Annotated in this window: 16 protein-coding genes and 1 pseudogene; 14 read left to right on the forward strand and 3 right to left on the reverse strand. The window is 66.3% G+C overall.

The window, feature by feature from the left end; translation table 11 throughout:
• The first annotated feature begins 7 nt into the window (after nucleotides 1-7).
• The 3 genes from ACNQR1_RS17815 to ACNQR1_RS17825 are packed head-to-tail and all read left to right on the forward strand — an operon-like array spanning nucleotide 8 to nucleotide 3,850.
• Entirely contained in the window at nucleotides 8-1,213 is a 1,206-nt protein-coding gene (locus ACNQR1_RS17815; protein ID WP_047036869.1) for a tyrosine-type recombinase/integrase, read from the forward strand.
• Nucleotides 1,200-3,440 (forward strand): tyrosine-type recombinase/integrase, encoded by a 2,241-nt coding sequence (locus tag ACNQR1_RS17820; protein WP_072279042.1) that lies wholly within the window; start codon nucleotides 1,200-1,202, stop codon nucleotides 3,438-3,440. Before ACNQR1_RS17815 ends, ACNQR1_RS17820 begins: the two co-directional genes overlap by 14 nt.
• On the forward strand, nucleotides 3,437-3,850 hold the full coding sequence (locus ACNQR1_RS17825; protein WP_036432609.1) for a DUF6262 family protein: 414 nt from the start codon (nucleotides 3,437-3,439) through the stop codon (nucleotides 3,848-3,850). Before ACNQR1_RS17820 ends, ACNQR1_RS17825 begins: the two co-directional genes overlap by 4 nt.
• Before the next feature lie 80 nt (nucleotides 3,851-3,930).
• Here the strand turns inward: ACNQR1_RS17825 and ACNQR1_RS17830 are convergent, their stop codons facing one another.
• The gene (locus ACNQR1_RS17830; RefSeq protein ID WP_036432606.1) at nucleotides 3,931-4,290 is read right to left on the reverse strand and encodes an Rv2640c family ArsR-like transcriptional regulator; all 360 of its coding nucleotides are present in this window, start codon (nucleotides 4,288-4,290) and stop codon (nucleotides 3,931-3,933) included.
• 100 nt (nucleotides 4,291-4,390) lie between these two features.
• Here ACNQR1_RS17830 and ACNQR1_RS17835 point away from each other — a divergent pair, with 100 nt between their 5' ends.
• From ACNQR1_RS17835 to ACNQR1_RS17885, 11 genes and pseudogenes are all read left to right on the forward strand, one after another.
• Nucleotides 4,391-4,867, forward strand: coding sequence for an ArsI/CadI family heavy metal resistance metalloenzyme (locus ACNQR1_RS17835; protein ID WP_036432603.1), 477 nt, complete (start codon nucleotides 4,391-4,393; stop codon nucleotides 4,865-4,867).
• Between the two features lie 63 nt (nucleotides 4,868-4,930).
• Complete coding sequence (locus tag ACNQR1_RS17840; RefSeq protein ID WP_047036716.1) at nucleotides 4,931-5,443, forward strand: DinB family protein; 513 nt, start codon at nucleotides 4,931-4,933, stop codon at nucleotides 5,441-5,443.
• 42 nt (nucleotides 5,444-5,485) lie between these two features.
• Complete coding sequence (locus ACNQR1_RS17845; RefSeq protein WP_036432596.1) at nucleotides 5,486-5,866, forward strand: ArsR/SmtB family transcription factor; 381 nt, start codon at nucleotides 5,486-5,488, stop codon at nucleotides 5,864-5,866.
• A pseudogene (gene arsB / locus ACNQR1_RS17850) lies at nucleotides 5,863-6,936 on the forward strand (ACR3 family arsenite efflux transporter); the annotation flags it as partial. The gene ACNQR1_RS17845 and the pseudogene arsB, both read left to right, overlap by 4 nt.
• A gap of 37 nt (nucleotides 6,937-6,973) precedes the next feature.
• The gene (locus ACNQR1_RS17855) at nucleotides 6,974-7,642 is read left to right on the forward strand and encodes an arsenate reductase ArsC (RefSeq protein WP_036432590.1); all 669 of its coding nucleotides are present in this window, start codon (nucleotides 6,974-6,976) and stop codon (nucleotides 7,640-7,642) included.
• 27 nt (nucleotides 7,643-7,669) lie between these two features.
• Nucleotides 7,670-8,128, forward strand: a complete 459-nt coding sequence (locus tag ACNQR1_RS17860; RefSeq protein WP_036432587.1) for a low molecular weight phosphatase family protein — start codon at nucleotides 7,670-7,672, stop codon at nucleotides 8,126-8,128.
• Nucleotides 8,129-8,201: 73 nt separating this feature from the next.
• On the forward strand, nucleotides 8,202-8,546 hold the full coding sequence (locus ACNQR1_RS17865) for a hypothetical protein (protein WP_036432584.1): 345 nt from the start codon (nucleotides 8,202-8,204) through the stop codon (nucleotides 8,544-8,546).
• Nucleotides 8,543-8,995, forward strand: a complete 453-nt coding sequence (locus tag ACNQR1_RS17870; protein WP_036432581.1) for a MerR family transcriptional regulator — start codon at nucleotides 8,543-8,545, stop codon at nucleotides 8,993-8,995. Before ACNQR1_RS17865 ends, ACNQR1_RS17870 begins: the two co-directional genes overlap by 4 nt.
• Nucleotides 8,982-9,314 carry a hypothetical protein gene (locus ACNQR1_RS17875; RefSeq protein ID WP_036432580.1) on the forward strand — a complete coding sequence of 111 codons (333 nt, stop codon included), beginning with the start codon at nucleotides 8,982-8,984 and terminating at the stop codon, nucleotides 9,312-9,314. Before ACNQR1_RS17870 ends, ACNQR1_RS17875 begins: the two co-directional genes overlap by 14 nt.
• 10 nt (nucleotides 9,315-9,324) lie before the next feature.
• The gene (locus ACNQR1_RS17880) at nucleotides 9,325-9,657 is read left to right on the forward strand and encodes a YnfA family protein (RefSeq protein WP_036432578.1); all 333 of its coding nucleotides are present in this window, start codon (nucleotides 9,325-9,327) and stop codon (nucleotides 9,655-9,657) included.
• A gap of 23 nt (nucleotides 9,658-9,680) precedes the next feature.
• On the forward strand, nucleotides 9,681-10,046 hold the full coding sequence (locus ACNQR1_RS17885; protein ID WP_036432576.1) for an STAS/SEC14 domain-containing protein: 366 nt from the start codon (nucleotides 9,681-9,683) through the stop codon (nucleotides 10,044-10,046).
• 598 nt (nucleotides 10,047-10,644) lie between these two features.
• Here ACNQR1_RS17885 and ACNQR1_RS17890 read toward each other — a convergent pair.
• Both ACNQR1_RS17890 and ACNQR1_RS17895 read right to left on the reverse strand, forming a co-directional pair.
• Nucleotides 10,645-12,621: a heavy metal translocating P-type ATPase gene (locus ACNQR1_RS17890; RefSeq protein ID WP_036432573.1), complete on the reverse strand. Its 1,977-nt coding sequence runs from the start codon at nucleotides 12,619-12,621 to the stop codon at nucleotides 10,645-10,647.
• Nucleotides 12,618-12,989, reverse strand: coding sequence for an ArsR/SmtB family transcription factor (locus tag ACNQR1_RS17895; RefSeq protein ID WP_047036712.1), 372 nt, complete (start codon nucleotides 12,987-12,989; stop codon nucleotides 12,618-12,620). Before ACNQR1_RS17895 ends, ACNQR1_RS17890 begins: the two co-directional genes overlap by 4 nt.
• Nucleotides 12,990-13,050: the final 61 nt, after the last annotated feature.

The following is a 13,050-nucleotide window of genomic DNA, read 5'->3' on the forward strand; positions in this document are numbered from 1 at the left end:
GCTGACGGTGGCACAGGTGCAGCGGGTGCGCTTTGAGGACCGGCCACCCACCTACACGGTGGTCGGCGTCGACAAGCTGCCCGTGGCCCCGGCGCGCGAGTACCTGACGTTTCTGCGCAACCAAGGGGGCTCACCGAACACGCTGCGCGCCTATGCCTATGGGCTGGCGGCGTGGTGGACGGTGCTGGAGGGTACCGGTGCCGCGTGGGATGACTTCCCCACCAGTCTGTTTGGCCAGTTCCTGGCTTATCTGCGCACCGGGGATCTGCCTGGGGTGGCCCGGATCGGTGAACCGGAGCAGAGATTGGCCGAATCCTCGCTGCTGCCGCGCAGTGCGGCGGTGTTGTCGATGTACCGGTATTTCGCCAATGCCCATGACCTGGTGCGCCCCTACCGGCGGTTGTACGCCAGTCATGCTCGTACGTCCCGGCGGGGCCGCTATGCACCGTTTCTGGCCGGGGTCGGCCCGAAACGCGAGCAGGACGGGCCGATTCACCGGCTCCGCGGCCTGCAGCGCGCCGAAACACCGGTGCTGCTGCCGGTGCAGGTCAACGCCATCTTGGATGCGTGCAGTGTCCAGACGGTCTCGGGTGAATGGTCGGGCGGCGGGGCGGGGCTGCGTGACCGGTTGTTCTTCGCGGTGTTGGCCGAAACCGGGATGCGGCTCGGTGAGGCGTTGTCGTTGCGCCACAGTGATTTTGATATTGCCGGTGGCGGTACCCCATCGGTGATGGTGGCGGGCCGTGATGATCATCCGCACGGGGTGCGCGCGAAATCGGGCCCGCGCCGGATTTACATCGGCGACGATCTGGTCGCCCTCTACACCGAGTACGTGTGGCAGTTGGTGGCCGCCGGCGCGGATGTCACGGTCGGCGATCTGGCGTCGTGTTTCGTGTTTGTCAACCTGGTGCGAGGCGTGCGCTATGCCCCGCTGCGACCGGAAACCATCTACGACAAGGTGGATCTGATCACCGCGCGCCGAACCGGCGTGCTGCCTGAGCAGTGGACGCCGCACTGGCTGCGCCACACCCACGCCACCGCGTTGTTGCTGGCTGGGGTGGATGTGCATGTGGTGATGCGTCGTCTCGGTCACGCCGACGTGCAGACCACGTTGTCGACCTACGGGTGGGTGACCGCCGACGCCGAGATGCGCACGCTGGCCGAATGGAAGAACTATGTCGCTGGGTGGAAGGTGAACCGTGACGGGCAATGACAGTCCTGCACCAGCGCATACCCCACCGACGCGCGGTGCCGCCGGGGATCGGTGGACACAGCAGTGGCAACAAGTGCCGCCGCAGTGGCGCAGGCTGGTCTATCACCTGGATACCGGCCCGGCCAACACGGTCTTTCAGCGCAACCCGCGCTACCGGCCCACCCCGGACGGCCACGACTTCACCCCGCAGGGTGTGCCGCAACGGTTGTGCGAGGAGCTCGCGTGGTGGGTGTGGCTGTGTGGACACGAAGAACGTCGCAAGATCGAACCGTCGCTGCTGAAATGGACCAGCGGTGCACTGAGCATCGCCGCCGCCGACTACCACCAACGGCACCGGCGTTACCCGGTCAGTGTCGCTGATCTGAGCGCCGAGGCCATCGTGCGTCACGGGGTACGCGAGTTCGAGCGCCGCACCGGTCGGCTGCCCTCGGCCGGGTTTCGGCGCAACGTGGCCAGTTTCATCGAGCACCTGCACCTGTACGTGTCGGTCCGCTGCACCGACCGGCCATGGTGGGCTCATGACATCTGGGATCTGGACGCTGATCCCCGCATCCCGCAGCGTGAGCACGAACCCTGCCATGACCAGGTTGCCCGCCTCGGAGGGATCGAACCGGTCTGGCTGCGTGAAGGGGTGCGGTTCTGGCTGCGCACCTGTTTGACGGCTGAACTGCTGCGCTGGTCGTCGGTGATCGGCCGCACCCGCGGCATCACCCGCCATCTGGGTCCATTCTTGGTCGAACGCGGGATCGATGATCCGGTGATCAGCACCGACCGGGCGGCGCTGCGGCTGGTGTTCACCGAGTTCACCGAATACCTCAAATCACCTGCCGCGCGGGCCAAACCGGAGCGTCCGCTGTCGGCGGCGACGATCGCGGTCGTCCAGTCCAAGATTCAGATGTTCTACACGTTCATGGTGGACCATGCCGAGGAAGCCGCGGCAGCGACCGGAGATCCTCGCTGGAGCCGGTTGACCGACACCCATACCCGGTTGTGGGGTGCGGCGTTTCGCAGCCGACGCCCTACCGGCGGCCGGGAGCTGACCTGGTTTTCGACCGCCGAGCTGCAGCGGATGCTGTGCTATCTCGACGTGCTGGCCGCCGATGCGGGCAAACCGGTGGTCATCACCCATCCCGATTCCACCATCTCGGTCGTGGCTGGTCTCGGCGATCCGCAAGCGGCCCGGATCTGGCTGCTGCAAGCGTTGACCGGGCGCCGGGCCTCGGAGATTCTGATGCTCGATTTCGACCCGCTGCAGCCGATCCCGGGGCATGACCGCCCCGCGGGAGCCACCGACGTTCCCGATGGGTTCGTGGCCAAACTGCGTTACCAGCAGACCAAAGTCGACGGGGTGGTGCCCACCATTCTGGTCGAGCAGGCCGTGGTCAACGTGATCAGCGAACAGCAAGACTGGATCCGGCGGCGTTACCCGGATTTGGAGACGAAGTACCTGTTCCTCGGGGTGCGCTACCAGCACCAGGGCCAACGACCACGCAGCTATGACTCCTACAGCCGGATCCTCAATCGGCTCGACAACATCCACGGTCTCACCGACACCGCCGGCCACCCGCTGCGGTTCTCCCAGACCCACCGGCTGCGCCACACCCGGGCCACCGAGCTGCTCAACGACGGCGTCCCGATCCATGTGGTGCAGCGCTATCTCGGACACGCCTCCCCGGCGATGACCCTGCGCTATGCCGCCACCCTGCAAGCGACCGCCGAAGCGGAGTTCCTGCGGCACAAAAAGATCGGCGCCCATGGCACCGATATCACCATCAGCCCGTCCGACATCTACGACATGACCCAGCTCTCGGCCCGCACCGACCGGGTGCTGCCCAACGGGGTATGCCTGCTGCCACCGGTAGCCACCTGCGACAAAGGCAACGCCTGCTTGTCATGCGGGCATTTCGCCACCGACGCCACCCACCTCGACGAACTGGTCGACCAACGCGCCAGGACCCTGAAACTGATCGACGTCCGCCGCGAACAGTACCGTGCCCGCACCGGGCGCGAGCTCACCGACGACAACGTGTGGATCCATGAGCGTCGACGCGAAATCGCCTCCCTGGACGCCATCCTCGACCGGCTCCACCGCGACGACGTGACCGATGACGGCGCAAACAGCGTCGCCGGTGCGGGTACCGCCAACCGGGCACCCACGATGCAGACTGCTGCCCGCGGAAGCCACGAATCAGTGTTGCGCAAGGCTGACCCGGACACGCCGCGATGAGTCGCCCCAAGCCGCCGCCACCCACCCAGAAAGCACTGAATGCGCTGGCCGAATACCGCGACGGCCGCAGCGATGAGAAGCGGCGTGCCGTCGAAAAAGCGATCGCCTACCTGCGCAAGACCAACGCCGACATCAACTTCTCCACCGTGTCCCGCCGCGCCAAGGTGTCCCGCAAGACCATCTACAAACACGACGACCTGGTGGCCCTCATCAAGCAGTACCGCGACCGCCCCGCCGCCCGCCAGCCAGCACCGGCCGGCCGCGAAACCAGCATCGACGCTGCGCTGCGCCACCGGCTCGCCGCCAAAGACAAAGAGATCGCCGCACTCAAAGCCACCGTGGCAGAACAACAATCAACGATCGAGCTGCTCTACGGCCAACTCGACACCCTTCACGAACAGATCACCTGATCATCTCACCGTGGGGCGGTCATTCCGGAGCATCCCAGCTGACCCGCGCGCGCGGCGACGGTGTCCAGCTCACCTGTCGGCTAAGTGCAGCAGTCGGGGTCGAGCACCACGCAGAGTGCTTGGAGCGCTTCGGGTTTGACGCGGTGAAAGACGTTCATGCCGCGACGGTCGGAGATCACCAGCCCGGCTTTGCGGAGTTGGCCCAGGTGGTGGCTGACGGTGGATTCGCTCAAGTCGAGCGCCCCGGCCAGTTCCCCGCTGGTCTCCTCGCCGGGGCGCGAACTGAACAGTAGAGACATGATTTTGACCCGCATCGGGTCGGCGAGCGCCTTCAGGCGCATCGCCACCGCCAGGGCGTCGTCGTCGCTGATCGGGCCCGCGGCTACCGGGGCGCAGCATACCGGCGCGGACATGTCGATCACGGGCAGCGCTTTGGGCATGACCCCATCCTGCCACCAATCTTGACATATATCAAAAAGGTGGCATCCTGAGGTCGACGCGTCAATTCGATGTATGTCTCAGCCCTAGAGGAGGCGGATTATGTCCCGTGTTCAACTCGCCCTCAATGTTGATGATCTCGATGAGGCGATCACGTTCTACTCCAAGCTGTTCAACACCACTCCGGCGAAGGTGAAGCCGGGCTATGCCAACTTCGCCGTCACCGAGCCGCCGCTGAAGCTGGTGCTGCTGGAAAACCCCGGTAAGGGCGGCACCATCAACCACCTCGGCGTCGAGGTGGAGTCCAGGGAAGCCGTCCATGCCGAGATCGCCCGGCTGACCGGCGAGGGGCTGTTCACCGACGAGGAGATCGGCACCACCTGTTGCTTCGCCACCCAGGACAAGGTCTGGGTGACCGGCCCGGCCGGGGAGAAATGGGAGGTCTACACCGTGCTGGCCGACTCCGACACATTCGGCGCCAGCCCACAGCACCTCGACGAATCCAGTGAGGGTGACGGTGATGTGTGCTGCGGCGGCGCATCCAAGGAGTCAGATCAAGCCGCAGCATCCTGCTGCTAGCCGACCGTTCGCGACCTGCCGCGGCCGTGGCCACACGGGCCGCGGTAGGCGCATGATCGGGGCATGGACCGCGACGCCATCGCTGCCGATCTGGAGCGCGCGCGTGTCACGTTTCACCAGCTACTGGCGGCCGCCGGTCCCGACGACTGGGGCGCCCCGACGCGCGGAACCCGTCGGACCAACGAGCAATTGCTGTTCCACATGGTGTTCGGCTACATGGTCGTGCAGCGACTGCTGCCCCTGGTGCGGGTGATGGGCCGACTGCCTGACCGCGTCAGCGTCACCTACGCCCGGGTGCTCAACGCCGCGACCACGCCGTTTCATCACGTCAACTACTACGGATCGTGTGCCGCCGCCCTGGTTTACAACCGGGTCAGGATGGGCGCCAAACTCGACCGGGTCATCGCCGCGCTGCAACAACGACTCGCCCGAGAAACCGACGACTCCCTGCGCCGCGGCATGCACTTCCCGCCGGGATGGGATCCGTTCTTCTCCGATTACATGACGCTCGAAGACGTCTACCGCTACCCAGGGCGCCATTTCGACTTCCACGCGGCCCAGCTCATCTTCACCTGACGTTCATTTGCCATCTGATTCGATAGCTGTCAATATCGATGTATGTCGAAGTCCCGGGAGATGTTGGCCGATCAAGTGTGTTGCCCTCCGGGCGCCCTGCTGCACGAACCCATATCGGCGGCGGTGGCGGCGGATATGGCGGTCAAGCTCAAGGCGCTGGCCGATCCGGTGCGGCTGCAGCTGTTCTCGGCGATCGCCAGCCACGCCGGCAGCGAGGCCTGCGTCTGTGACATCTCACCCGGGCTGGAAGTCTCCCAGCCGACCATCAGCCATCACCTCAAAGTGCTGCGGGACGCTGGATTGCTGACCTCGCAGCGCCGGGCGTCGTGGGTGTATTACGCCGTGGTGCCCGAAGCGCTGGCCAGCCTGGCCGTGCTCCTCGGCGCGACCACCGCCCACACCGTGGCGGGAGTATCGGCATGACCGACACCACCACATCCCCTCCAGCGGTCGTCGGCAAGCTCTCCACCCTCGACCGGTTCCTGCCCTTATGGATCGGCGCGGCCATGGTCGCAGGGCTGCTGCTGGGCCGCTGGATCCCCGGCCTGAACACCGCTCTGGAAAAGGTTCAGATCGACGGGATTTCGCTGCCGATCGCCCTGGGCCTGTTGATCATGATGTATCCGGTGCTGGCGAAAGTCCGCTACGACCGCCTCGACACCGTCACCGGCGACCGCAAACTCCTGCTCTCCTCACTGGTCCTGAACTGGGTGCTCGGACCCGCGCTGATGTTCGCACTCGCCTGGCTGCTACTGCCCGACCTGCCCGAATACCGCACCGGCCTGATCATCGTCGGACTGGCCCGCTGCATCGCCATGGTCATCATCTGGAACGACCTGGCCTGCGGAGACCGCGAAGCCGCCGCCGTCCTCGTCGCGCTCAACTCGATCTTCCAAGTCATCATGTTCGCCGTGCTGGGCTGGTTCTACTTGTCGGTGTTGCCCGGCTGGCTCGGCCTGGAACAAACCACCATCGACACCTCACCGTGGCAGATCGCCAAATCCGTACTCATCTTCCTCGGCATCCCGCTATTGGCCGGCTACCTGTCCCGCCGCATCGGCGAGAAAACCAAGGGCCGCGACTGGTATGAGGCCAAGTTCCTACCGACGATCGGCCCATGGGCCCTCTACGGTCTGCTGTTCACCATCGTGATTCTCTTTGCCCTGCAAGGCGATCAGATCACCCACCAACCCTGGGACGTCGCCCGCATCGCCCTACCTCTGTTGGCGTACTTCGCCGTCATGTGGGGCGGGGGCTACCTGCTCGGCACGCTGTTGGATCTGGGTTATGAGCGCACCACCACCCTGGCGTTCACCGCCGCCGGCAACAACTTCGAACTGGCCATCGCCGTGGCGATCGCCACCTACGGCGCCACCTCCGGCCAAGCGCTGGCCGGGGTCGTCGGCCCGCTCATCGAAGTCCCGGTCCTGGTCGGATTGGTCTACGTCTCGCTGGCGCTACGTAATCGGTTCAGCCACCACACCTCCCAACACCTGCCCACCGGCTCGACGACGAGAACGGAACCAGCCGATGACTGACAGCCCCGTCACCCACCAACTGCGCCACGACCTCTCCATCGACCAACAACTCGCCCTGAAAACCGCGGCGAGCCGTCTGCACGGCGAGTTCGACGGCACCTTCGGCACCGAAACCATCGAACGGTTCCTCTGCTCGTCCTACGACCAGTTCGCCGGCCGCGCCACCATTCCCAACTTCCTGCCGCTGCTGGCCGAACGGTTCGCCCGCCAGCGCCTCCACGCCCTGGCCCGGGTGGAAGGCAAGATCAGCGACGGCAAACCGACCGTCCTGTTCCTATGCACCCACAACGCCGGCCGCTCCCAGATGGCCCTCGGCTTCTTCACCCACCTGGCCGGCGACAACGCGATCGCCTGGTCCGGAGGGTCAGAACCCGGCAACGAGATCAACCCCGCCGCCATCGAGGCCATGCACGAAGTCGGGATCGACATCACCGGCGAATACCCCAAACCCTGGACCGACGAAATCGTGCAAGCCGCCGACGTCGTCATCACCATGGGCTGCGGCGACGCCTGCCCCATCTTCCCCGGAAAACGCTACGAAAACTGGGAACTCCCCGACCCCGCCGGCCAAGGCCTCGACGCGGTCCGCCCGATCCGCGACGACATCGAAGAACGCATCCACCGACTCCTGACCGATCTGAACGTGCCCATCACCCGCTAATCGCGAAAACCCAAGGAAAACACCGATATGGCCGACAGATCCGTGTTGTTCGTCTGCGTCAGTAACGCCGGCAAGTCGGTGATGGCCGCCGGGCTCATGCGGCAGATCGCCGGCCCGCACATCCGCGTGACCTCGGCGGGCACCCACGCCAAGGGTGCAGTCAACCAACAATCGGTGCAGGCATTGGCCGAAGTCGGCGTCGACATCAGCGACCATCAGCCCACCCAACTCACCGAGCAGATGCTCGACGAGGCCGATCTGGTCGTCATCGTCGGCACCCAAGCCCAACTCGAGGACCATCCCGGCACCACCATCCAACGGTGGGACACCGACGAACCCTCCCTGCGCGGCATCGACGGCATCGACCGCATGCGAATCATCCGCGACGACATCACCACGCGCGTCCAGGCCCTGGCCGCCAACTTGTCCACCGCGGCCGCACCACCCGCCGGCCAGTCAACACAATCCGACCGCCGAGACGGTTGAGGGCCACCCCGCTGCCGTTCGCCACCGATTGAGGGTTGCATTCCGTACCTAGGTACGGGTTTATCGTCGACGTATGGCCAGCGAGGAAACTACGGGTTGGGTGCCCGATTCGTGCTCGTTACCCACGGTTGATCGGCCGTTGCGGGTGGCCGAGTTCGACGGGCTATTCGGTCAATCGGTGCTGCGGTCGGTACGGGTGAGTGCCACACGGTTGGATCTTGTGCTGGCCGCCGACGCCGAGGCCGCTGCCCGCGACCTGGCGGCACGCGAAGTCGGCTGCTGCTCGTTTTTCCGCTTCGACTTCGACACGGCCGGTTCGGATGTGGTGATAAGCATCGGCGTTCCCCCGTCGCACACCGACGTGCTCGACGCCCTCGCACAGCGGATCGGTGACATGACGACGGGGCAGACGCGGTGAGCGACAGCGGATTGCGCAGCGGGCAGGTCGCGGCCGCAGCCGGGGTCAACACCGAGACGCTGCGCTACTACGAGCGACGCGGCCTGCTGCGCCAGCCGCAGCGATCACTGGGTGGACACCGCCTATACCCACCGGAAACCGTGACCATGATGCGGGTGATCAAGGCCGCGCAACGGTTGGGCTTCACCCTCGACGAAGTCGCCGACCTGTTGGCCGCCACCCGACTCGGTAGCCGCTCCGAGGCCGGACTACACACCCGGGCGGCCACCAAACTGGCCGAGGTCGACCAGAAGCTCGCCGAACTTACCGCCGTGCGCGACACGCTGCGTGCTGCGCTCGCCGCGGGCTGTGACGACCTCCTCGCCTGCGCCGAAAGCCCCTGCTGCCCACTACCATTCACCGCAGAACCCGACAACGAGACGAAAGGCGGCACCGGTGGCTGCTGCTGACGACCGCGCCCGCAAGGCGTGGTGGGCATCGATCGGCGTCGGGGCGCTGGCATGTGTGGGCTGCTGTGTGGTCGTGCCACTGCTGGCCGCGGCCGGCATCGCCGGCGGTGGCATGCTGCTCGTCGGTTCCCGGTGGCTAGAGCCACTCGGATTCGCGCTCATCGCCGTCGGAGTCGTCGGGGTGGTCGTGTCACAGATCCGCGCCTACCGCCGACGCGGAGCCGACACCTGCCAGTGCACTCGTCCGAACACGAACACCAGTTGCCGGTGCCGACGATCACAGCCGGCAGCGGCCCCAGTGCCCGGCCAGGTCTCCTAGGGTCATCACCATGGTGATCCGTTCAATCCTGTTGTTCGTGTTGGCCGCGGTCGCCGAAATCGGAGGCGCGTGGCTGATCTGGCAAGGTGTGCGCGAGCAACGCGGCTGGCTATGGGCCGGGCTCGGCGTCATCGCACTCGGAATCTACGGGTTTGTCGCCACCCTGCAGCCGGATGCGCATTTCGGCCGGATCCTGGCCGCCTACGGCGGCGTGTTCGTCGCCGGCTCACTGGCCTGGGGCATGGCGCTGGACGGGTTTCGACCCGACCGCTGGGACATCATCGGCGCCCTGGTCTGCCTGGCCGGCGTCGCCGTGATCATGTACGGCCCACGCGCGCACTGACACTTCCCCAGGAGGGGCATGCTGTGATCGAGTTCCTGTCCTGCAGCACCGGCAATGTCGTCGGAATCCGGTTCAGCGGCAAGCTGAACCGGCAAACCTACCGCGACGTGCTCGGCCCACGAATCGACTCCCTTCTGGAGCAGTACACCACGTTGCGGGTGCTGATCCTGATCGACGAATCCTTTGAAGGCTGGACCCTTCCCGCGGCCTGGGCCAACACGATCTTCGACCTCAAACATCGACGTCACTTCGACAAGATCGCCATGCTGGGCGCCCCGAAATGGGAAGAATGGTGCGTCAAAATACCCGCGGCACTGCTCATCCGCGGTCAACTGAAGACGTTTCCACGCGATCAACTCGAACCCGCATGGGACTGGCTTCGCGCATAGCGCCCGCTGAGCGGTCAGGCCAGCGTCAGCCAGCAGCGCCACCACTGGTGGTGGGCCTATGTGTGCGTTGCAGCCGCCGTCGGCGCTTCGGTCGTGGCACCAGCGGCCAGTGGTGTGGTGCGTCCGGCGCGCACACCGTTGGCGATGACGACGATTTCGTGCACCGTGCCTATGTCAACCTAAATTGGCTCCGCCTGGGCGGTGTCAGTTGGCCCCGCCTGGAGGCGTGCAGAACTCGCGCGGGTTGAGCGAAGCTGGATGTATGCGTGTGGAGCTTCTCACGAGCCCGGGGTGTCCGAATGCGGCGGCGGCTCGGCGCTTGCTCGCCGAGTGTCTGTCTGAGGTGGGTATCGCTGACGATGTGGTGGTGGAAAGGGTCGGTGCATATCCATCGCCGACGGTGCTCGTTGATGGTGTGGATATCATGAAGCCGGGCACTGAGTTGGCAGCTGATGCATGCCGATTGGACCTTCCGACCAGGGATCGCGTGCTGGCGGCGCTGCGGAGTGCGACACCGTTGACCTGATCGATCCGGGGTTTCACCCCGTTGCTCGGCCGACCCCTCTTGGCTGTGACGTGATCCTGTTGCGCCCCGAGTTCAACTGGCTGTCGTGGTTTCCTGGGTGCGGGTGTGTGCCAGCCGGTGGGAGTCGGTTCCGGTTTCGATGATGGCGCCCCGGAGGGGTTTGGTGCGTCCGGCGCGGACCCCGTTGGCGATGACGACGATTTCGGCGAGTTCGTGCACGGCGACGACCGCGGCCAACCCCAGCATCCCGGTGAGGGCGAGCGGAATGAGTACCGTGATCAGGCCCAGTGAGAGGCCGACGTTTTGCAGCATGATGCGCCGGGCACGGCGGGCGTGGGCGAAGGCTTGGGTGAGGTGGCGCAGGTCTTCACCCATGAGGGCGACGTCGGCGGTTTCGATCGCCACGTCGGTGCCCATTGCGCCCATGGCGATGCCGAGGTCTGCGGTGGCCAGGGCGGGGGCGTCGTTGACGCCGTCACCGACCATGGCCGTCGAGGAATGTTGGCGCAGTTGACTAATCAGCGCGGCCTTGTCTTCGGGCCGCAGATCAGCATGCACCGTATCGATCCCCACCTGCTTGGCCAGGGCGGTCGCGGTCGCTTGGTTGTCACCGGTCAGCATCGCCACCTGATAACCCCCACGGCGTAACGCCTCGACGACCCGGGCGGCTTCGGGCCGTAGTTCGTCACGCACCGCGACCGCCCCAATGACCTGACCGTTGTCTTCGACCAGCACCGCGGTCGCCCCGGCGGCCTGCATCTTGGCGACCTGTTCGGCCAGCGGGCCGGGATCGAGCCAGCCGGGCCGACCGAGCCGCAACCGGCGGCCGTCGCGATACCCGGTGAGGCCGGCGCCGGTGACCGCCTCCACCTCCTCGGCGGGTCGGACCGGGCCCTCGGCGGCGGCGAGGATCGCTGCAGCCAGGGGGTGTTCGCTGCGGGCCTCCAACGCCGCCGCGACCTCCAGCACATGCTCGCGGGTGGCGCCGTTGGTGGTGGCGACGTCGATGACGGTGGGCTTGTTGGCAGTCAATGTGCCGGTCTTATCCAGCGCCACGGTGCGGACCGCGCCCAGGGCTTCCAGCGCCGCGCCGCCCTTGACCAGGACGCCGAGCTTGCTGGCCGCGCCGATCGCGGCGACCACGGTGACCGGCACCGAGATCGCCAGCGCGCATGGGGAGGCCGCCACCAGCACCACCAGGGCGCGTTCGATCCACACCAGCGGATCACCCAACACGCTGCCGATGGCCGCGATGAGGACGCCGGCGATCATGATCGTCGGGACCAGGGGTTTGGCGATGCGGTCGGCCAGGCGCTGGGCTTCGCCCTTGCGGGACTGCTCGGCCTCCACGATGGCCACAATGCGGGCCAGCGAGTTGTCGGCGGCGCTGCTGGTGACCTCGACCTCGAGCACCCCGGTGCCGTTGATCGACCCGGCGAACACCTCATCACCGGGCCCGGCCTCCACCGGCACGGATTCGCCGGTGATCGCCGAAACATCCAGCGCGGTACGGCCTGAGACGATGACCCCGTCGGTGGCGACGCGTTCACCGGGTTTGACCAGCATCCGGTCACCCACCCGCAATTCGCTTGGCGGGATGATGGTTTCGGCGCCGTCGCGCAGGACGGTGGCCTCATCGGGCACCAGCGACAACAGGGCGCGCAGGCCGCGGCGGGTGCGGGCCAGCGAGTATTCTTCGAGACCTTCGCTGATGGAGAACAGGAACGCCAGCATGGCGGCCTCGCCGACCTCGCCGAGGATCACTGCGCCGACCGCGGCGATCGTCATCAGCGTGCCGACCCCGATCTTGCCTTGGGTCAGCCGGCGCAGCGTCGAGGGCACGAACGTGTAGGCCCCGATCGCCAACGCCAGCGCATACAACCCGATTTCGACCGGGCGGGGCCCGCCGGCCCCGCCGACCACATACCCGGCCAGCAGCACCACACCCGCCACCGCGGCGGCGCGCAGTTCGGTGATCTCCCAGAGCCGTTCGGGTTCGTGCTCGTCGTCGCTACGTTCGTCGCTGCCGCAGCCACACGCCTCACTCATCGAGCAACCTTCTTCCGCTGATCGGGGAGGCCGTAGTTGGGGCACAACGCCACCGCGTTGCCGGTGGCCTCCAGCACCGCCTCGGCCGCGCGCAACATCTCCAGCAGCTCCGGGCGGGCCAGCCGATACACCGAGGCGCGGCCCTGCGGCCGGAAATCCACCAACCCGCAGTCACGCAGGCAGGCCAGATGCGCCGACACCGTCGACTGCGCCAACCCCAACTCGCCCGTCAGATCCACCACCCGGGCCTCACCACCCGCCAGGCGGCGCAGGATCGCCAACCGGGTCGCATCCGAGAGGCTGTGAAACAACGCCGTCGCCGCATCCACATTCCCGCACACCGCGGGATCGACCGAACCACTTTTCATCGCCACATAACGATGATAGCGTCCAATGCTATTGATCGGTCAACCTCGCCAACATCGATGC

It is taken from the genome of Mycobacterium sp. 48b (assembly GCF_048282725.1).
Lineage (GTDB): Bacteria > Actinomycetota > Actinomycetes > Mycobacteriales > Mycobacteriaceae > Mycobacterium.